General features: G+C 70.5%; 19 protein-coding genes. 5 read left to right on the top strand and 14 right to left on the bottom strand.

Going from position 1 to position 17,328, the window contains the following annotated elements; translation table 11 throughout:
- Window positions 1–96 precede the first annotated feature (96 nt).
- Both ASC82_RS22735 and ASC82_RS30700 read left to right on the top strand, forming a co-directional pair.
- The gene (locus ASC82_RS22735; RefSeq protein WP_056651180.1) at window positions 97–660 is read left to right on the top strand and encodes a hypothetical protein; all 564 of its coding nucleotides are present in this window, start codon (window positions 97–99) and stop codon (window positions 658–660) included.
- Window positions 657–2,123, top strand: coding sequence for a YncE family protein (locus ASC82_RS30700; RefSeq protein ID WP_056651183.1), 1,467 nt, complete (start codon window positions 657–659; stop codon window positions 2,121–2,123). The genes ASC82_RS22735 and ASC82_RS30700 overlap by 4 nt, the downstream gene beginning before the upstream one ends.
- A gap of 106 nt (window positions 2,124–2,229) precedes the next feature.
- Here the strand turns inward: ASC82_RS30700 and ASC82_RS22745 are convergent, their stop codons facing one another.
- The 3 genes from ASC82_RS22745 to ASC82_RS22755 form a co-directional block, all read right to left on the bottom strand.
- Window positions 2,230–2,598 carry a holo-ACP synthase gene (locus tag ASC82_RS22745; RefSeq protein ID WP_056651185.1) on the bottom strand — a complete coding sequence of 123 codons (369 nt, stop codon included), beginning with the start codon at window positions 2,596–2,598 and terminating at the stop codon, window positions 2,230–2,232.
- Between the two features lie 7 nt (window positions 2,599–2,605).
- Complete coding sequence (gene glmS / locus ASC82_RS22750) at window positions 2,606–4,453, bottom strand: glutamine--fructose-6-phosphate transaminase (isomerizing) (RefSeq protein ID WP_056651187.1); 1,848 nt, start codon at window positions 4,451–4,453, stop codon at window positions 2,606–2,608.
- Window positions 4,454–4,544: 91 nt separating this feature from the next.
- Window positions 4,545–5,324 carry a hypothetical protein gene (locus tag ASC82_RS22755; protein WP_079039431.1) on the bottom strand — a complete coding sequence of 260 codons (780 nt, stop codon included), beginning with the start codon at window positions 5,322–5,324 and terminating at the stop codon, window positions 4,545–4,547.
- A 218-nt stretch (window positions 5,325–5,542) separates the two neighbouring features.
- Between ASC82_RS22755 and coaA the strand changes: the two genes are divergently transcribed.
- On the top strand, window positions 5,543–6,580 hold the full coding sequence (gene coaA / locus ASC82_RS22760) for a type I pantothenate kinase (protein WP_056651194.1): 1,038 nt from the start codon (window positions 5,543–5,545) through the stop codon (window positions 6,578–6,580).
- 70 nt (window positions 6,581–6,650) lie between these two features.
- The gene (locus tag ASC82_RS22765) at window positions 6,651–7,598 is read left to right on the top strand and encodes a DUF389 domain-containing protein (protein ID WP_056651196.1); all 948 of its coding nucleotides are present in this window, start codon (window positions 6,651–6,653) and stop codon (window positions 7,596–7,598) included.
- 83 nt (window positions 7,599–7,681) lie between these two features.
- On the opposite strand, the gene glmM is transcribed toward ASC82_RS22765, so the two are convergent.
- The 4 genes from glmM to ASC82_RS22785 all read right to left on the bottom strand — a co-directional run bounded on the left by glmM (window position 7,682) and on the right by ASC82_RS22785 (window position 12,132).
- Window positions 7,682–9,040, bottom strand: coding sequence for a phosphoglucosamine mutase (gene glmM, locus ASC82_RS22770; RefSeq protein WP_056651199.1), 1,359 nt, complete (start codon window positions 9,038–9,040; stop codon window positions 7,682–7,684).
- A 126-nt stretch (window positions 9,041–9,166) separates the two neighbouring features.
- Window positions 9,167–9,679 carry a 30S ribosomal protein S9 gene (gene rpsI / locus ASC82_RS22775; RefSeq protein WP_015035601.1) on the bottom strand — a complete coding sequence of 171 codons (513 nt, stop codon included), beginning with the start codon at window positions 9,677–9,679 and terminating at the stop codon, window positions 9,167–9,169.
- A 44-nt stretch (window positions 9,680–9,723) separates the two neighbouring features.
- Window positions 9,724–10,167, bottom strand: a complete 444-nt coding sequence (gene rplM, locus ASC82_RS22780; RefSeq protein ID WP_024755428.1) for a 50S ribosomal protein L13 — start codon at window positions 10,165–10,167, stop codon at window positions 9,724–9,726.
- A 342-nt stretch (window positions 10,168–10,509) separates the two neighbouring features.
- On the bottom strand, window positions 10,510–12,132 hold the full coding sequence (locus tag ASC82_RS22785; protein ID WP_199862594.1) for an ATP-binding cassette domain-containing protein: 1,623 nt from the start codon (window positions 12,130–12,132) through the stop codon (window positions 10,510–10,512).
- Between the two features lie 56 nt (window positions 12,133–12,188).
- Here ASC82_RS22785 and ASC82_RS22790 point away from each other — a divergent pair, with 56 nt between their 5' ends.
- Window positions 12,189–13,148, top strand: coding sequence for a hypothetical protein (locus tag ASC82_RS22790; RefSeq protein WP_056651206.1), 960 nt, complete (start codon window positions 12,189–12,191; stop codon window positions 13,146–13,148).
- Here the strand turns inward: ASC82_RS22790 and truA are convergent.
- From truA to infA, 7 genes are all read right to left on the bottom strand, one after another.
- Window positions 13,119–13,976, bottom strand: coding sequence for a tRNA pseudouridine(38-40) synthase TruA (gene truA / locus ASC82_RS22795; protein ID WP_024755425.1), 858 nt, complete (start codon window positions 13,974–13,976; stop codon window positions 13,119–13,121). The genes ASC82_RS22790 and truA overlap by 30 nt on opposite strands.
- Before the next feature lie 94 nt (window positions 13,977–14,070).
- Window positions 14,071–14,535: a 50S ribosomal protein L17 gene (gene rplQ / locus ASC82_RS22800; RefSeq protein ID WP_024755424.1), complete on the bottom strand. Its 465-nt coding sequence runs from the start codon at window positions 14,533–14,535 to the stop codon at window positions 14,071–14,073.
- 173 nt (window positions 14,536–14,708) lie between these two features.
- Window positions 14,709–15,731: a DNA-directed RNA polymerase subunit alpha gene (locus ASC82_RS22805; RefSeq protein ID WP_024755423.1), complete on the bottom strand. Its 1,023-nt coding sequence runs from the start codon at window positions 15,729–15,731 to the stop codon at window positions 14,709–14,711.
- A 126-nt stretch (window positions 15,732–15,857) separates the two neighbouring features.
- Entirely contained in the window at window positions 15,858–16,262 is a 405-nt protein-coding gene (rpsK, locus tag ASC82_RS22810) for a 30S ribosomal protein S11 (protein WP_003956432.1), read from the bottom strand.
- Window positions 16,263–16,328: 66 nt separating this feature from the next.
- Window positions 16,329–16,709 carry a 30S ribosomal protein S13 gene (gene rpsM / locus ASC82_RS22815; protein ID WP_024755422.1) on the bottom strand — a complete coding sequence of 127 codons (381 nt, stop codon included), beginning with the start codon at window positions 16,707–16,709 and terminating at the stop codon, window positions 16,329–16,331.
- A gap of 207 nt (window positions 16,710–16,916) precedes the next feature.
- Window positions 16,917–17,030 carry a 50S ribosomal protein L36 gene (gene rpmJ / locus ASC82_RS22820; protein ID WP_003956441.1) on the bottom strand — a complete coding sequence of 38 codons (114 nt, stop codon included), beginning with the start codon at window positions 17,028–17,030 and terminating at the stop codon, window positions 16,917–16,919.
- Window positions 17,031–17,093: 63 nt separating this feature from the next.
- Window positions 17,094–17,315, bottom strand: a complete 222-nt coding sequence (gene infA, locus ASC82_RS22825; protein WP_003956442.1) for a translation initiation factor IF-1 — start codon at window positions 17,313–17,315, stop codon at window positions 17,094–17,096.
- Between the last annotated feature and the right edge of the window lie 13 nt (window positions 17,316–17,328).

The raw sequence follows: 17,328 nt of genomic DNA on the forward strand, positions 1-17,328 counted from the left end.
CAAGCACCCGCCCGAAGCCGGGGGTTGACGCCCCCTCACAGATCAACTTAGGTTTGCCTTACCTAACTAGCCACCGCCTGGAAAGGCAGCTTCGCCATGCGCACCCGCCCCCTCGCCCGTGCCGCCCTCACCCTCGCCTCCGCCGCCGCCCTCACCGTCGGCCTCGCCTCCGCCGCCTCAGCGGCCACCGCCGGCCGCACGGTCACCGACGGCACCCGCACGTACAACCTCTCCCTGACCGCCCCGAACACCGCCTCCGCCGCCGGCACGAACGTCACCGTCACCGGCTCCGGCTACAACCCCGACCAGGGCGTCTACGTGGGGCTCTGCGCGATACCCGCGGGGGTGAACACCGCCGACCCCACCACCTGGAACAACAAGCCCACCCCCTGCCTCGGCGGCCAGGACGAGACCGGCACCACCGGCGCGTCCCACTGGGTGAACAGCGACTGGTACTGGATGTCCCCCTCCAACTCCTCCCCCTTCACCGAGTCCGGCGGCCTCGGCTCCTTCGCCGTCCAGATCCACGTCAAGGCCAAGCTCTCCGACACCGTCACCTGCGGCCAGGGAGGCGTGACCTGCGCGATCGTCACCCGCGCGGACCACTTCGACAGCTCCGACCGGAAGTACGACGTCTACGTGCCGGTGACCTTCCAGTGAGAACCGCCCTCCTGACGGCCGCCGCCGTGCTCGTCCTCACGAGCACGGCGGCCACGCCGCCACCGCCCCTCCCGCTCCACCAGAACCTCCGCACCCTCACCCCGCCCTCCGGCAGCGCCCTCGACGCCGAGGTCGACCCGGCCGCCGACCGCCTCTACGTCAGCAGCAGCGACGGCACGGCCCACCACCTCACGGTCTACGACACCTCCACCGGCGCGCCCGTCGGCGACCCGGTCGCGCTCCCGGCCCCGGCCACGGTGCTGGCCCTCGGCGCCTCCGGCACGCTCTACCTCGGCCTGTCGACCCGTATCGCCGTCTACGACACCGCGAGCCGCACCCTCACCGACCACCGCGTCACGATCGACGGCAGCGTCACGCACCTCGCCGCCGACCCGGTGCAGGGACGGCTGTACGTCGGCAACCAGGCCGCCAAATCGGTGACGGTGTACGACACGGCCACCGCCGCACCCGTCGGCGACCCCGTCGTCCTCCCCTTCCACCCGGCCGGTCTCGCCGTCGACACCACCCACCACACGGGGTACGCGACCTACGTCGGCGGCGCCGTCGAGAACGGCTCCGTCGTCTACCGCAACGTCCTCAACGCCGTCGACGGCACCACCGGCCGCCTCACGGGCACCGTCAGCCTCGGTACGACCGCCCTCGGCAGCATGGGCGTCGCGGTCGACCCGGTGGGCCGCACGGGATACGTGGCCAACCTGGCCGCCGGTACGGTCTCGGTCGTCGACCTGAGCGAACGTAAGGTCACCGGCACGGTCACCGTCGACGGCAACCCGAAGGCCCTCGCGTACGACCCGGGGACCACGACCTTGTACGCGGCGCGGACCGGCGCCTCGTCCGTGGCGGTCGTCGACGCGGCGAAGGGCGAGGTGACGGAGACGATCACGACGGGCGAACGGCCCGCGGCACTCGCCCTGGACCCGGAGGAGCACACGCTCTACACGGTGGCGGGCGGAGCGGTCACCCAGACGGTACGGAAGGCGGCCCCGGAACCGACCCCGGAACCGACGACCCCCGAACCGACCCCGACCGACCCGACGCCGACGGACCCGACCCCGGAACCCACACCGACGGACCCGACCCCGACGGAACCAACCCCGACGGACCCGACGACCACCGAACCGACGCCCACGGAACCGACACCCACACCGACCGCGACCACGTCCACCACCGCCCCGACGCCCTCGGACTCCACGACACCGCCCCCGACGGCGACGACGACGGCAGCACCTCCCGAAGCAACAGAAGCACCCACAACCGCGCCCCCGCCCCCACCCTCGGCCCCGGACACCCCCGAAGCCACCACCCACACCGGCGGCCTCGCCGCCACCGGCAGCCGCATCCTCCCCGCCACCCTCGCGGCCGTGAGCCTCGCCGCGCTCGGCGCCGCGGCCCTCGTCCTCTCCCGCCGCCGCAAAGCGGCGGACAAGCAGGACACCCCCTAGAACGCGCGCGGCACACGCATCCCGCCGCCGGCCCTGGCAGCCGCGCGCGGACGACCGGGGCCCGACCTCGAAAGGCCGGGCCCCGGTCGTCGTACACGCAGCGGCCTCACCCCTCGGCGATCACCACCGCCGAAGCCACCCCCGCGTCATGGCTCAGCGAGACGTGCCAGTTCTTCACGCCGAGCTCCGCGGCCCGCGCCGCCACCGTCCCGCACACCCGCAGCCGCGGCTGCCCGGTCTCCTCGACGTACACCTCGGCGTCCGTCCAGAGCAGGCCGCCCGGCGCGCCGAGGGCCTTCGCGAGCGCCTCCTTCGCGGCGAAGCGCGCCGCGAGCGAGGCGTCCCCCCGCCGCTCGCCGCTCGGGAGCAGCAGCTCGTCGTCGACGAAGAGGCGCCGGAGCATCCCCGGTGTGCGCTCGATCGACGCGGCGAACCGGTCGATCTCCGCGACGTCGATCCCCACCCCAATGATCATTTCCCACTCACTCCACGGTCACGGACTTGGCCAGGTTGCGCGGCTGGTCGACCTCGTTGCCCCGCGCGGTGGCGAGCTCGCAGGCGAAGACCTGGAGCGGCACCGTGGAGACCAGCGGCTGGAGCAGCGTAGGCGTCGCCGGGATCCGGATGAGGTGGTCGGCGTACGGGACGACGGCCTCGTCGCCCTCCTCGGCGATCACGATGGTCCGCGCACCGCGCGCCCTGATCTCCTGGATGTTGGAGACGATCTTGTCGTGGAGGACGGAGCGGCCCTTGGGCGAGGGCACCACGACGACGACCGGCAGGTCCTCCTCGATGAGCGCGATCGGCCCGTGCTTGAGCTCTCCGGCGGCGAAGCCCTCGGCGTGCATGTACGCGAGCTCCTTGAGCTTCAGCGCGCCCTCCAGAGCCACCGGGTAGCCGACGTGCCGGCCGAGGAAGAGGACGGTGTTCTTGTGGGCGAGGGAGCGGGCGAGGGCCCGGACGGGCTCCATCGTCTCCAGGACCCGCTCGACCTCGTCGCCGATGCGGGCGAGCTCGCGGACGACGGCGTGGATCTCGTCGCCCCACTTGGTGCCGCGCACCTGGCCCAGGTACAGCGCGAGCAGGTAGCAGGCGACGAGCTGTGTCAGGAAGGCCTTCGTGGAGGCGACGGCGACCTCGGGCCCGGCGTGCGTGTAGAGGACGGCGTCGGACTCCCGCGGGATCGTCGAGCCGTTGGTGTTGCAGATGGCGAGGACCTTGGCGCCCTGCTCGCGGGCGTGCCGGAGCGCCATCAGGGTGTCCATGGTCTCGCCGGACTGGGAGATCGCGATGACCAGGGTCTTCTGGCCGAGGATCGGGTCCCGGTAGCGGAACTCGCTGGCGAGCTCGACCTCGCAGGGGATGCGGGTCCAGTGCTCGATGGCGTACTTGGCGATGAGGCCGGCGTGGAAGGCGGTGCCGCAGGCGATGATGACGACCTTGTCGGCCTCGCGGAGCACGGCGGCGGGGATGCGTACCTCGTCGAGGGTGAGCCGGCCGGAGCCGTCGATCCGCCCGAGGAGGGTGTCGGCGACGGCCTTGGGCTGCTCGGCGATCTCCTTGAGCATGAAGTAGTCGTAGCCGCCCTTCTCGGCGGCGGAGGCGTCCCAGTCGACGTGGTACGCCCGTACGTCGGCGGGTGCCCCGTCGAAGTCGGTGACGGTGACGCCGTCGCGGGTGAGCTCGACGACCTGGTCCTGGCCGAGTTCGATCGCCGAGCGGGTGTGGGCGATGAAGGCGGACACGTCGGAGGCGAGGAAGTTCTCGCCCTCGCCGACGCCGACGACGAGCGGGGAGTTCCGGCGGGCGCCGACGACCACGTCGGGCTGGTCGGCGTGGACGGCGACCAGGGTGAAGGCTCCGTCGAGCCGGCGGCAGACGAGCCGCATGGCCTCCGCGAGGTCTCCGGCGGAGGAGAACTCCTCGGCGAGGAGGTGGGCGACGACCTCGGTGTCGGTCTCGGAGACCAGGTCGTGGCCGCGTTCGGCGAGCTCGGTGCGCAGGGCGGCGAAGTTCTCGATGATGCCGTTGTGGACGACGGCGACGCGCCCGGCGTTGTCCAGGTGGGGGTGCGCGTTGAGGTCGGTCGGCCCGCCGTGGGTGGCCCACCGGGTGTGGCCGATGCCCACGGAGCCGCCGGCCAGCGGCCGGTCCACGAGCTCCTTCTCCAGGTTGACGAGCTTGCCCGCCTTCTTGGCCGCGGCGAGTCCCCCGTCGGAGAGCACCGCGACACCGGCCGAGTCGTAGCCCCGGTATTCGAGCCGCTTCAGGCCCGCGACCACCACATCAAGTGCCGACTGCCCGCCGGCGTATCCCACGATTCCGCACATGTCGGAAGCGTAGGACGGAAGGGGGCCGGAAGGCCGGAGTTCGGCGGCAGCGCGTCGGCGGCCGACCGAACCCCGCCCCTGGAGGGTGACGTCAGCCGAGCTTGGCGGCCTGCGCGGTGAGGACGGCCTTCGGCAGCGCCTTGACCGTGCCGCCGAAGCTGAGCGTGGAGAACGAGGCGAGGGTGTTGCCCTGGCGGAAGACGACCACCTTGGTGATCCAGGGCCGGCCCTCGACGTCGGTGGTGACCGTCCAGGCCAGCGCCTCCTCCCCCGCGGTCACCGGCTCCGGCGCGATCCGGGAGATCTTCGTCCGCTCGCCGCCGCCGATCAGCGTGAAGCCGCCCGCGCAGTCGGTGCCGGCCGTCTTCATGGAGGCGAAGGCCTCCTGGGCGCCCTGCCCGTCGTACGAGGCGAGGGCCACGCCCGTGACGGGCGCCGCGAGGGCCCCCAGGGCGTCCTCGGGAGAGGCCGTCTTGCCTTCGGTCTTCGGCACCTCGATGGCCTTGCGGTGCGCGGACGCGGCCGGCTTCCCGGGGGCGAGGTACGACATGGCGTGGGCGAACGGCGTGCAGGACGGCTTGTCGGCGGAGACCGCGGCGGCCACGGGGATCTCCCCGGCCTTGGCCTTCTGCACCTGGTGGCCCGGCAGGTCGGCCTGCTCGACGATCAGCTTCTCCAGCTCGGCGGCGGACAGCGCCTTGGCGGGCGCGCTGCTCGTGGCGGGCGCGGCGCTCGTGGCGGAGGCGCTCGGCGCGGCCCCGGTGCCCTTGCCGGCGTCCTTGCCCTGGTCGCCGCTCTTCTCCCCGCCACCGCAGGCGGTGACGAGCAGCGCGAGGGAGACGGCGGTGACGGCGACGGCGGTGCTTCTCATGGACGTACGCATCTGTGGTGGCCCTCTGCTTCTCTTGGCGATCGCCTCGCGATCGCTTCGCGATCTTCACGCCGCCCGACGGCGGCTCCCCCGCGTGAGATCCGTCAGGACACGCGGCACCCGTGCATGATCGCCCCGGGGCCGATGCCGGACAAAGGCATTTGTCGCGTGACCGACCCCACGGCCCACGGACGCCGCCGACCCACGACAATGGCGGGGTGATCACTTCGCCGCCACGAAGCTCCGACGGAGACGGCCCCCGCGCCGCCGCCGGGACCGGCAGTCCCCGGAACGGCGCCGGCCACCGCCGGCCGTCCGAGGCGACCCCGTACGTCGACCTCACCCGCGCCGAGTGGAGCGACCTCCGCGACAAGACGCCGCTCCCCCTCACCGCCGACGAGGTCGAGCGGCTCAGGGGCCTCGGGGACGTCATCGACCTCGACGAGGTCCGGGACGTCTACCTCCCGCTCTCCCGGCTGCTCAACCTCTACGTGCAGGCCACCAGCGGCCTGCGCGGCGCCCTCAACACCTTCCTGGGCGAGAGCGCGGAGCAGCGGGGCACCCCCTTCGTCATAGGGGTCGCCGGTTCGGTCGCCGTCGGCAAGTCGACGGTCTCCCGTCTGCTCCAGGCCCTCCTCGCCCGCTGGCCGGAGCACCCGCGCGTGGAGCTGGTGACGACGGACGCCTTCCTCTATCCGATGGAGGAGCTGAAGGCGCGCGGCCTCATGGCCCGCAAGGGCTTCCCCGAGTCGTACGACCGCCGGGCGCTGACCCGGTTCGTCGCGGACATCAAGGCGGGCAAGGAGGAGGTCACGGCCCCGGTCTACTCGCACCTGATCTACGACCGCGTGCCCGGCGAGCGGCTCGTCGTCCGCCGCCCCGACATCCTCATCGTGGAAGGGCTGAACGTCCTCCAGCCGGCGCTGCCGGGCAAGGACGGCCGCACCCGCGTCGGTCTCGCCGACTACTTCGACTTCTCGGTGTACGTGGACGCGCGGCCGGAGGACATCGAGCGCTGGTACCTCAACCGCTTCCGCAAGCTGCGGGACACCGCGTTCCAGAACCCGTCCTCGTACTTCCAGCGGTACACGCAGGTCTCCGAGGACGAGGCCCTCGACTACGCCCGCACGATGTGGCGGACCATCAACAAGGTCAACCTCCTGGAGAACGTGGCGCCCACCCGCGGCCGCGCGACCCTCGTCGTCCGCAAGGGCCCCGACCACAAGGTGCAGCGCCTGAGCCTCCGCAAGCTCTAGGGGGTGTCTTGCCGATCAAGCCGGGCTCGCGACAAGACACCCCCCATCCGACCTCCGTAAGCTCTCCGGCATGCTGCACCTCCGGATGATCGTCCCGCCCGACCGCACCCCGGCCGTCGTCGAACTGATCGAGTCGACGGTCGGCACGACGCACCTCGTCGTGCTGCCGGGCACCGCCCGGAACCCGGCCGGTGACGTCGTGATGTGCGACGTGGCCCGTGAGGCCGGCCACGAACTGCTCAACGGGCTGCGCGGGCTGAGGATCGATCAGGACGGCTCGATCGCCGTCGACGACATCGACTTCTCGCTCTCCCGGCGCGCGGACGCCGCCGAGAAGGAGGCCCCGGGCGAGCCGGCGGACGCGGTGATCTGGGAGCAGCTGGCGGGGGCGACGCACGAGGAGTCGACGCTCTCGATCACGTACAGCGCGTTCATGATCCTGGCGACGATGATCGCGGCCTGCGGTGTCGTCCTGGACAACGCGATCCTGATCGTGGGCGCGATGGCGGTCGGCCCGGAGTTCGGCCCGCTCGCCGGGGTCTGTACGGCGGTGGTGCAGCGCGCGCCGAGGCTGGCGGCCCGCTCGCTGATCGCGCTGCTCGTCGGCTTCGCGGTGGCGATCGTGGCCACGACGGTGTTCAGCCTGGGGATGGACGCGCTGGACCTGTTCAGCAAGGAGCAGCTGGACGCGGACCGCCCCAACACCAGTTTCGTCTGGCAGCCGGACCCGTTCTCCTTCGTCGTGGCGCTGCTCGCGGGCGTGGCCGGCATGCTCTCCCTCACGTCCTCCAAGTCGGGCGCCCTGGTGGGCGTCGCGATCTCGGTGACGACGATCCCGGCGGGCGCGAACGCGGCCGTGGCGCTCAGCTACGGCGACCTGGGCCAGATGTGGGGCTCGGTCGAGCAGCTGCTGCTGAACCTCGGCGGCATCATGCTGGCCGGGGTGCTGACCCTGTACGGGCAGAAGCTGCTGTGGCGCACCCAGCGCGGCCGCTGGCGGCGCTCGCCCACGTCCTGATCGACCGGAGGAAGAAAGAGGGCCCTGCCGCACCCCCACGGGTGCGGCAGGGCCCTCTCCTGCATGACGGTGCTTCAGAAAGGCTAGCCCAGCGCGGACTTCACGACGTCCGCCAGGCGCTGCGCGACCGCGCGGGCCTGCTCGATGTCCGCGGCCTCGACCATGACGCGGACCAGCGGCTCGGTGCCGGAGGGGCGCAGCAGGACGCGGCCGGTGGAGCCGAGCTCCGTCTCGGCGGCGGTGACCGCGGCGGCGAGGTCACCGGAGGTCTTCACGCGGGACTTGTCGACGTCCGGGACGTTGATGAGGATCTGCGGCAGCCGCTCCATCACACCGGCGAGCTCCGCGAGGGACTTGCCGGTGGCGGCGATCCGCGCGGCGAGCATCAGGCCGGTGAGGGTGCCGTCGCCGGTGGTGGCGTGGTCGAGCACGATGACGTGCCCGGACTGCTCGCCGCCGAGCGCGTAGCCGTTCTCCTTCATGGACTCCAGGACGTAGCGGTCGCCGACCGCGGTCTGGACGAGGTTCAGGCCCGCGCCCTCCATGGCGAGCTTGAAGCCCAGGTTGGACATGACGGTCGCGACGACGGTGTCGCCGCGCAGCGTCCCGGCCTCGCGCATGGCGAGGGCGAGGACGGCGAGGATCTGGTCGCCGTCGACCTCGTTGCCGGCCGCGTCCACGGCGAGGCAGCGGTCGGCGTCGCCGTCGTGCGCGATGCCGAGGTCGGCGCCGTGCTCGACGACGGCGGCGCGGAGCAGCCCGAGGTGCGTGGAGCCGCAGCCGTCGTTGATGTTGAGGCCGTCCGGCTCGGCGCCGATGGTGACGACCTGGGCGCCGGCCCGGGTGAAGGCCTCGGGCGAGACGCGGGAGGCTGCGCCGTGGGCCTCGTCGAGGACGACCTTGAGGCCGTCGAGACGGTTGGGGAGGACCGTGAGGAGGTGGGAGACGTACGTCTCGAAGCCCTCGTCGTAGTCGCGGACCCGGCCGACGCCGGCACCGGTCGGACGCGCCCAGGGAGCGCCGGTGCGGTGCTCCTCGTACACGGACTCGATGCGGTCCTCGAGGTCGTCGGCGAGCTTGTGGCCGCCGCGGGCGAAGAACTTGATGCCGTTGTCGGGCATCGCGTTGTGGCTCGCGGAGAGCATCACGCCGAGGTCGGCGCCGAGGACGCCGGTGAGGTGGGCCACGGCGGGGGTCGGGAGGACACCGACGCGCAGCACGTCGACGCCGGCGCTGGCGAGGCCCGCCACGACGGCCGCTTCCAGGAACTCTCCCGACGCGCGCGGGTCCCGCCCGACCACGGCGGTCGGCCGGTGGCCCTCGAAGGTGCCCGCTTCGGCCAGCACGTGCGCCGCCGCGACCGAGAGGCCGAGCGCGAGCTCCGCCGTCAGATCCGCGTTGGCGACGCCGCGTACGCCGTCCGTGCCGAAGAGTCGTCCCACAGCTGTCCTCCGAAAATACGTGCCCAAGCCGATGAAAGAGTGGTGAAAAAGGTTATGAAAAAACGTACGCCCCGACGGCACGGGCAGTGCCGCCGGGGCGTACGAAAACAGTCCGAGCAGGCGTGATTAACGCTTGCTGTACTGCGGGGCCTTACGGGCCTTCTTGAGACCGGCCTTCTTGCGCTCGACCGCACGGTCGTCGCGGGAGAGGAAGCCGGCCTTCTTCAGCGCCGGGCGGTTGTTCTCGACGTCCGCCTCGTTCAGCGCACGGGCCACACCGAGGCGCAGGGCGCCGGCCTGGCCGGAGACACCGCCACCCGCGATGCGGGCGATGACGTCGTAGCGGTTGTCGAGCTCGAGCACCTTGAAGGGCTCGTTGACTTCCTGCTGGTGCACCTTGTTGGGGAAGTAGTCCTCAAGGGTGCGACCGTTGATCTTCCACTTGCCGGTGCCCGGAACGATCCGGACGCGGGCAATGGCGTTCTTGCGACGGCCCAGGCCGGCGGCCGGCTGCGGGTCGCCGAAGCGGGACGCGAGGGACTCGGAGGTGTACTCACCCTCGACGAGCTCGGTCTCGGTGGTGTACTCCTCAACGCCCTCGAACTCGTCGACGGGGGTCTCGGGGGTGGTCTCGGCCACGATGCTCCTCAGATTTCTTTCGTTCTTAGGGGGTGTGGCCGGAACTACTGCGCGACCTGGGTGATCTCGAACGCAACCGGCTGCTGCGCAGCGTGCGGGTGGTTCGGGCCCGCGTAGACCTTCAGCTTCGAGAGCATCTGACGGCCCAGGGTGTTCTTGGGGATCATGCCCTTGATGGCCTTCTCGACGGCCTTCTCGGGGTTCTTCTCCAGCAGCTCGTCGTAACGGACGGAGCGCAGACCACCCGGGAAGCCGGAGTGGCGGTACGCCAGCTTCTGGGTCTTCTTGTTGCCGGACAGGTGGACCTTGTCAGCGTTGATGATGATGACGAAGTCGCCCATGTCCATGTGCGGGGCGTAGACCGGCTTGTGCTTGCCTCGCAGGAGGTTCGCAGCCGTGGTCGCCAGACGGCCCAGGACGATGTCCTGCGCGTCGATGATGTGCCACTGGCGAGTGACATCGCCGGGCTTGGGGCTGTACGTACGCACTTCGTAGCCTTCGCTTCTTCAGTGGATGGGATCCAGACACACCTGAAGCGATCATGCAGCTGGGGCCTGCACTGCCGGGACACCGCCCGTATGCGAGCCACTGGTAACTGCTCCAGGGAACCTGCGTAAGGGCCCTTCGCGTGAGAACGACGAAGCCAATACGCATAACAAACCGCAACAGTACCCGCGCCACCCCGGACGGGTCAAAACGCCGCAGGCCCCCTCCCCCACGCCGCCCTCGCGCGGCTCGGCCCCGAGGGGCCTCCCCGGCTTCGACCGGCTGCGCCGGACTCCGTCCGCCGACCCGGTCGGCTCAGAAGCGGCGCCACCGCCCGCTCCCGCTCACCGCGCCCGCTCCACCCGCCGCTCGTCCCACACGGGCTCCGTCGTCTCGCGTACGACCCCGTCCGAACCGAAGACCAGGAAGCGGTCGAAGCTCTTCGCGAACCACCGGTCGTGCGTGACCGCGAGGACCGTCCCGTCGTACGACTCCAGGCCGTCCTGGAGCGCCTCGGCGGACTCCAGGTCCAGGTTGTCCGTCGGCTCGTCGAGGAGCAGCGCCGTCGTCCCCGCCAGCTCCATGAGCAGGATCTGGAACCGGGCCTGCTGGCCGCCGGAGAGCTTGTCGAAGGGCTGGTCGCCCTGGCGCTCCAGCTCGTACCGCCGCAGCATCGACATCGCCGCGCCCCGGTCCTTGGCGTGCTCCGACCACAGGATGTCGACGAGCGGCCGCCCGGCCAGCTCCGGGTGCGCGTGGGTCTGCGCGAAGTGCCCGGGGACAACCCGCGCGCCCAGCTTCCAGTCACCCGTGTGGGCGACCGTGGGGTCCCCCGCGAGCAGCCGCAGGAAGTGCGACTTCCCGGAGCCGTTCGACCCGAGGACGCCGACCCGCTCCCCGTAGAAGATCTCCAGCGAGAACGGCTTCATGAGCCCGGTCAGCTCGAGGTTCTCGACGGTCACGGCCCGCACCCCGGTCCGGCCGCCGCGCAGCCGCATCCGGATGTCCTGCTCGCGCGGCGGCTCCGGCGGCGGACCCGCCTCTTCGAACTTCCGCAGCCGGGTCTGCGCCGCCGCGTACCGCGAGGCCATGTCGTGGCTGACGGACGCAGCCTGCCGCAGGTTGACGACGAGCTTCTTCAGCTGGGCGTGCTTCTCCTCCCAGCGCCGCTTCAGCTCCTCGAAGCGCGCGAACCGCTCGCGCCGCGCCTCGTGGAAGGTGTCGAAGCCGCCGCCGTGCACCCACACGTCCGAGCCGGCCGGGCCGGGCTCGACCGCGACGATCTTCTGGGCACCCCGGGAGAGCAGCTCCCGGTCGTGGGAGATGAAGAGCACGGTCTTACGGGTCTCCCGCAGCCGCTCCTCCAGCCACCGCTTGCCGGGCACGTCGAGGTAGTTGTCCGGCTCGTCGAGGAGCAGCACCTCGTCGGGGCCGCGCAGCAGCGACTCCAGGACCAGCCGCTTCTGCTCGCCGCCGGAGAGCGTCCGCACCTCCCGGAACTGCGCCTTCTCGTACGGGACGCCGAGCGCCGCCATGGTGCAGATGTCCCAGGCCGTCTCGGCCTCGTACCCCTGCACCTCCGCCCAGTCGCTGAGGGCCTGCGCGTACTTCATCTGCGCGGCCTCGTCGTCGACCGTCATGATCAGGTGCTCGGCCTCGTCGACCGCCTTCGCGGCCTCCCGGATCCGCGGCTGCGCCACCGAGACCAGCAGGTCACGGACGGTGGACGCGTCCCGTACGGAGCCGATGAACTGCGGCATGACGCCCAGGCCGCCACTGACGGTGACCGAGCCGCCGTGCGGCTGGAGCTCCCCGGAGATCAGCCGGAGCAGCGTCGTCTTGCCGGCCCCGTTCGCGCCGACGAGGGCGACGACCGCGCCCTCCCCGACCCGGAAGGAGACGTCCCCGAGCAGGACCCGCCCGTCCGGAAGGTAGTACTCAAGATGTGCGGCCTCGACATGTCCCATGAGGTGCATTGTCACCGCACGCATCCCCTTCGCCCAACCGGATTAGGATGCGCGGCATGAGCTTTGGGGGACCGCAGTGGCCGCAGGAGCCGCAGCAGCAGGGGCAGGGACAGCAGGGCTACGGACAGCAGCCCGGCTACGGACAGCAGCCACAGCCCGGGTACGGGCAGCAGGGCCAGGGACAGCAGCCGAACCCCTTCCCGGGGGCACAGGGCGGCGGACCGACCCCTGACTGGGGCGCCCTCGCCGACGCCTCGGCCAGCCGCAACCGCCGCAAGCGCTGGCTGCTGATCGGCGGCGGGGCGCTCGCGACCCTCGCCGTGGGCGCGATCGTCGCCACGGCCGTCGTGTCCACGAACAAGACGAACGACGAGTCGAAGAACGGCGGGATCCCCACCGCCTCCGTCACCCCCACCGGCTCCCCCACCCCGGACCCGACCTTCTCCTCGGTGGCGCCGCCGCCCCCGCCGAACCCGAAGGACTACATCTCGGACCCGAAGAAGGACAAGGCGCCGCTCACCGCGGAGGGCCTCTTCCCGGGCAAGAAGATGAGCATGAACGGCCGCCCCTACAAGAAGGGCGCGACCTCCGCCACGACGAACTGCGCGTCCGTCACCCAGGGCGGCCTCGGCGCCGTCCTCAAGAAGAACGGCTGCCAGAAGGTCCTGCGCGCCACCTACGTGAAGGACGGCGTGGCGATCACCGTCGGCGTGGCCGTCTTCCCCTCCGAGGCCGCGGCCCTCAAGGCGAAGGCCCAGGCGAGCGGCGGCATCGCACCGCTCGCGGGCGCCGGCGTCCGTGAGTTCTGTCACGGCACGGTCTGCCTGCGCCGCGCGAACTCCGCCGGCCGCTACGCCTACTTCACGCAGGCGGGCTTCGCCAACGGCAAGAAGGTCACCAAGGCCGACAAGCCGGTCTTCCAGGCCAGCGACGACCTCGGCACCTTCGCCTTCAACCAGATCTACGCCCGCGGCCGCGCACAGGCCTCAGCAGCAGCCAACACTCCCGGGGAGTGACCGCTTGTTCCGGGCCTCCTTGCTGCGCGCGGCAAGGAGGGCGTCCTCCGGGTAGCCGACCTCTTCGAGGGTGAGGCCGTGCGGCCGTACGACATGGACGGCCGAGTCCCGCACACCGGCGGCGAGCACCTTGCCGGGCCAGTCGACCGGCCGGTGCCCGTCACCGACGAAGAGCATCGCGCCGACGAGCGAGCGGACCATGTTGTGGCAGAAGGCGTCCGCCTTCACGGTCGCCTCCAGGATGCCGTCGGCCCGCCGCTCCCACCGCAGCACCTGGAGGGTGCGGATGGTCGTGGCCCCCTCGCGCTTCTTGCAGAAAGCGGCGAAGTCGTGCTCGCCGACGAGCGCGGTCGCGGCCTCGTTCATGGCGTCCATGTCGAGGGCCCAGTCGTGCCACAGGACGTGCCCGCGCAGGAGCGGGTCGACGCCCCCGGGGTTGTCGGTGACGCGGTAGGCGTAACGGCGCCAGATCGCCGAGAAACGGGCGTTGAAGCCACTGGGGGCCTCTTCCACCTTCCACACCCGTACGTCGTGGGAGAGCCGCCCCGCGAGCCGCCTGAGGAGCTTGTCCCGGTGCTCCTCCCACAGCTCGACGGGCAGGTCGACGTGCGCGACCTGGCCGCGCGCGTGCACACCGGCGTCGGTCCGGCCGGCGACGGTCAGCTCGTACGTCTCCGTGGACCGCGTCACGGTCCGCAGCGCGGCCTCGATCTCGCCCTGCACGGTGCGCCGACCCTGGGGCTGCTTGGCCCACCCGGAGAAGTCCCTGCCCTCGTACGAAAGGTCAAGGCGTACCCGTACGAACCCGTCCTGCACGTCATCGCTCACGCGGAATCATCCTCTCGAAACCATCGAACACGGGTGCGGGCCCGCACCCCCAGAGGGGTACGGGCCCGCACACGAGAACAGTCGGTCGGAACGCTTACGCGTCCTTCGACTCCTCGGCCGGAGCCTCGGCGGCCGCGTCGGCCTCCTTGACGGCGCGCACGGTGGCGGCCTCGGCCTCGGCGACGGTCGCCTTCTTGGCGATCTCGCCCTCGACCAGCTCGATCACGGCCATCGGGGCGTTGTCGCCACGACGGTTGCCGATCTTGGTGATACGGGTGTAACCACCCGGACGCTCCGAGTAACGCGGGGCGATCTCGGTGAAGAGGGTGTGGACGATGCCCTTGTCGGTGATCGTCTGCAGCACCAGGCGACGGTTGTGGATGTCGCCCTTCTTCGCCTTGGAGATCAGACGCTCGGCGACGGGACGCAGGCGACGGGCCTTGGCCTCGGTCGTCGTGATGCGGCCGTGCTCGAAGAGGGACTTCGCCAGGTTGGCGAGCAGCAGACGCTCGTGAGCGGCGGAACCGCCGAGGCGGGCACCCTTCGCGGGACGCGGCATGGTGTTTCTCCTTGGTGTCTGCCCCGGCCGTATCAGGTACCGAGGTCAGTATCCGAGCGGGCGGTCACCCGTCGGAGATCCAGGCCCCCGAAGGGGCCTGGAAGGGGCGCGGGGAACTGCGCGATCAAGCACAGCGCTCCCGCACCCAGGCACGGACCGTGAGGCCCGAATTCTTAGTACTGCTCGGTCTCGACGAAACCGGCATCCGCATCGTCGTCGGCGCCGAAGGCGTCCGCGGCGGCGGTCGGGTCGAACCCGGGCGGCGAGTCCTTCAGCGCGAGGCCCATACCGGCCAGCTTCGCCTTGACCTCGTCGATCGACTTCGCACCGAAGTTGCGGATGTCGAGCAGGTCCGCCTCGGAGCGCGCCACGAGCTCACCCACGGAGTGGATGCCCTCACGCTTGAGGCAGTTGTACGAACGAACGGTGAGCTCGAGCTCCTCGATCGGCAGCGCCAGGTCGGCGGCAAGGGCGGCGTCCGTCGGGGACGGGCCCATGTCGATGCCCTCGGCGTCGATGTTGAGCTCGCGGGCGAGCCCGAAGAGCTCGACGAGGGTCTTACCGGCCGAAGCCATGGCGTCACGCGGACGCATGGCCTGCTTCGTCTCGACGTCGACGATCAGCTTGTCGAAGTCGGTGCGCTGCTCGACACGGGTCGCCTCGACCTTGTACGTGACCTTGAGCACCGGCGAGTAGATGGAGTCGACCGGGATACGGCCGATCTCCTGGCCCGCCTGCTTGTTCTGCACGGCGGAGACGTAGCCGCGACCGCGCTCGACGGTCAGCTCCATCTCCAGCTTGCCCTTGCCGTTGAGCGTGGCGAGGACGAGGTCGGGGTTGTGCACCTCGACACCGGCCGGGGGCGCGATGTCGGCGGCGGTGACCAGACCCGGGCCCTGCTTGCGCAGGTACATCACGACCGGCTCGTCGTGCTCCGAGGAGACGACCAGCTGCTTGATGTTCAGGATGAGGTCGGTGACGTCCTCCTTGACGCCCGGCACGGTGGTGAACTCGTGCAGGACACCGTCGATGCGGATGCTGGTGACAGCGGCACCCGGGATCGAGGAGAGGAGGGTACGGCGGAGCGAGTTGCCGAGGGTGTAGCCGAAGCCCGGCTCCAGCGGCTCGATCACGAACCGGGAGCGGAACTCGTCGACGACCTCTTCGGTCAGCGACGGACGCTGAGCGATCAGCATGTCGTTATGTCCTTCTGTCGTGGACGCCCACTATTTGACGCCCGACGGGATGTAGCACCTACAAGGGTACGGGCGGCACGGTCCGAAGAGCCGTACCGCCCGAAGTCCTGGTCAAGCAGCCGTGCGTCAGACGCGGCGGCGCTTGGGGGGACGGCAGCCGTTGTGCGGCGTGGGGGTGACGTCCTGGATCGAACCGACCTCGAGGCCCGTGGCCTGGAGGGAGCGGATCGCGGTCTCGCGGCCGGAGCCCGGACCCTTGACGAAGACGTCAACCTTGCGCATGCCGTGCTCCTGCGCGCGGCGAGCGGCCGACTCGGCGGCCATCTGCGCGGCGAACGGGGTGGACTTGCGCGAGCCCTTGAAGCCGACGTGGCCGGCGGAGGCCCAGGAGATCACGTTGCCCGAGGGGTCCGTGATCGAGACGATCGTGTTGTTGAACGTGCTCTTGATGTGCGCGTGGCCGTGAGCGACGTTCTTCTTTTCCTTGCGGCGCACCTTCTTGGCAGCGCCCTGACGACCCTTGGGGGGCATCTATTACTCCTACGGGAGGTGGTCGGTCCTACAGCGAAGACCGCTTGGTCAAGCGTCCGCTGAGGACTACTTCTTGCCCGGCTTCTTCTTGCCGGCGATGGCGCGACGCGGGCCCTTGCGGGTACGAGCGTTCGTGCTGGTGCGCTGACCGCGAACGGGCAGGCCACGACGGTGGCGAAGACCCTGGTAGCAGCCGATCTCGACCTTGCGGCGGATGTCGGCGGCGATCTCGCGGCGGAGGTCACCCTCGGTCTGGAGGTTGGCGTCCACGTACTCACGGATCTTGACGAGGTCTTCCTCGGCAAGGTCACGGACACGGGTGGACTCGTTCACGCCGGTCGCGGCGAGAATCTCCTCGGACCGGGTACGCCCGATGCCGAAGACGTAGGTGAGTGCGACCACCACACGCTTTTCGCGCGGGATGTCAACACCGGAAACGCGTGCCATTCAATGGCTCCTGTGTTCTCGGGGGTCTGCTGCAGAACCGCTCCCGACCGCCGACCCTCTGAGGTGTTCAGAAGAGTGGTACGTCCGGGTCCCCGGCCCCCGCCGGAGGTGCCGTCAACCGTGGAACACGGCCCGACGGGCTCTGCTGATGTACGTACTGCTATGCGTCGCGCGAAGAACTGCGAAATGCAGGTCGGTCGGCGTGCGTCAGCCCTGGCGCTGCTTGTGGCGCAGGTTGTCGCAGATGACCATGACCCGGCCGTGACGGCGGATCACCTTGCACTTGTCGCAGATCTTCTTGACGCTCGGCTTGACCTTCATGGGATGTGAGGTTCTCCGGGTCAGTGCCACCACCCGCGCACGGAGGCGGGGTGCGGGCAAGATCTACTTGTACCGGTAGACGATCCGGCCACGCGTCAGGTCGTACGGAGAGAGCTCCACGACGACCCGGTCGTCCGGGAGGATTCGGATGTAGTGCATCCGCATCTTGCCGGAGATGTGCGCGAGGACCTTGTGACCGTTCTGGAGTTCCACCTTGAACATGGCGTTCGGGAGGGACTCGATCACGGTGCCCTCGATTTCGATGGCACCTTGCTTCTTGGCCACGCTTCGCCTTTCG

The sequence above is a fragment of the Streptomyces sp. Root431 genome (assembly GCF_001426585.1).
In the GTDB taxonomy this organism is placed as follows: Bacteria; Actinomycetota; Actinomycetes; order Streptomycetales; family Streptomycetaceae; genus Streptomyces; species Streptomyces stackebrandtii.

Coding starts and splice junctions, on each gene's coding strand:
- ASC82_RS22805 (WP_024755423.1), bottom strand. CDS start 15,731: ATGCTGATCGCTCAGCGTCCGTCGCTGACCGAAGAGGTCGTCGACGAG.
- ASC82_RS22785 (WP_199862594.1), bottom strand. CDS start 12,132: ATGGGACATGTCGAGGCCGCACATCTTGAGTACTACCTTCCGGACGGG.
- glmS (WP_056651187.1), bottom strand. CDS start 4,453: ATGTGCGGAATCGTGGGATACGCCGGCGGGCAGTCGGCACTTGATGTG.
- ASC82_RS22790 (WP_056651206.1), top strand. CDS start 12,189: ATGAGCTTTGGGGGACCGCAGTGGCCGCAGGAGCCGCAGCAGCAGGGG.
- ASC82_RS22735 (WP_056651180.1), top strand. CDS start 97: ATGCGCACCCGCCCCCTCGCCCGTGCCGCCCTCACCCTCGCCTCCGCC.
- rplQ (WP_024755424.1), bottom strand. CDS start 14,535: ATGCCGCGTCCCGCGAAGGGTGCCCGCCTCGGCGGTTCCGCCGCTCAC.
- ASC82_RS22745 (WP_056651185.1), bottom strand. CDS start 2,598: ATGATCATTGGGGTGGGGATCGACGTCGCGGAGATCGACCGGTTCGCC.
- ASC82_RS22755 (WP_079039431.1), bottom strand. CDS start 5,324: ATGAGAAGCACCGCCGTCGCCGTCACCGCCGTCTCCCTCGCGCTGCTC.
- ASC82_RS22765 (WP_056651196.1), top strand. CDS start 6,651: ATGCTGCACCTCCGGATGATCGTCCCGCCCGACCGCACCCCGGCCGTC.
- rpsK (WP_003956432.1), bottom strand. CDS start 16,262: ATGCCCCCCAAGGGTCGTCAGGGCGCTGCCAAGAAGGTGCGCCGCAAG.
- rpmJ (WP_003956441.1), bottom strand. CDS start 17,030: ATGAAGGTCAAGCCGAGCGTCAAGAAGATCTGCGACAAGTGCAAGGTG.
- rpsM (WP_024755422.1), bottom strand. CDS start 16,709: ATGGCACGCGTTTCCGGTGTTGACATCCCGCGCGAAAAGCGTGTGGTG.